General features: G+C 41.7%; 1 protein-coding gene. It reads left to right on the top strand.

All coding sequences use genetic code 11. The features are described from left to right. On the top strand, positions 1 to 700 hold a 700-nt coding region (locus N1032_RS25430), incomplete at both ends, for a DNA polymerase (RefSeq protein WP_259543377.1).

Below are 700 nucleotides of genomic sequence, written 5' to 3'. Positions count from 1 at the left end.
CATGCGCAAGTATTTTGATTGGGAAGATGTGTTCTCTATAAAAGAACGTAAACCGATTAGGGCGCTCACAGTTGACGGTATAGAATTCCGTTGCAGTCTCATATTATCAGGAATGTCACTAGCTGACACCGCCCGAAATCTGGTTAAATATAAAGTATCCAAACTAGAGGGTGATTTAGATTACGACCTACCCCGCCACCAGTTGACCACACTCACCGATAAGGAAATGGGATATTGCGAGAATGATATTGCTGTGATTACAGCATATATCAAAGAGCAAATAGAACACGCTGGTAATATTAAAAATATTCCCATGACCCGCACGGGAAGAGTGAGGGAACACCTTAAAAAGGCGTGCTATACACACACCGATAAGGAAACTGGTGCTAAAAAACGAGGAAGCATTAAATACCAACAATTAATGTCCGATATGCAATTGGATGGCATCACTTACCGCCGTTTGAAACGAGCATTTATGGGAGGTTTCACACATAGTAACCCGGCTAAAACATCCATAGTAATTGAAGAGGTTTCCAGTTTCGATCTAACCAGTAGCTATCCGGCTGTTATGCTTGCTGAAAAATTCCCGATGCGCACCGCACGTAAATTGGATTTCGACACTGTGGAGGAATTCGAAGAATTACGCGAGAAATATTGCATATTAATGGGTGTTATATTTACCGGGCTACGCAATAAAATC

Origin of the sequence: Herbiconiux daphne (assembly GCF_024979295.1) — a bacterium.
Classification (GTDB): Bacteria; Actinomycetota; Actinomycetes; order Actinomycetales; family Microbacteriaceae; genus Herbiconiux; species Herbiconiux daphnes.
This window is presented reverse-complemented; position numbering and strand designations above follow the sequence as displayed.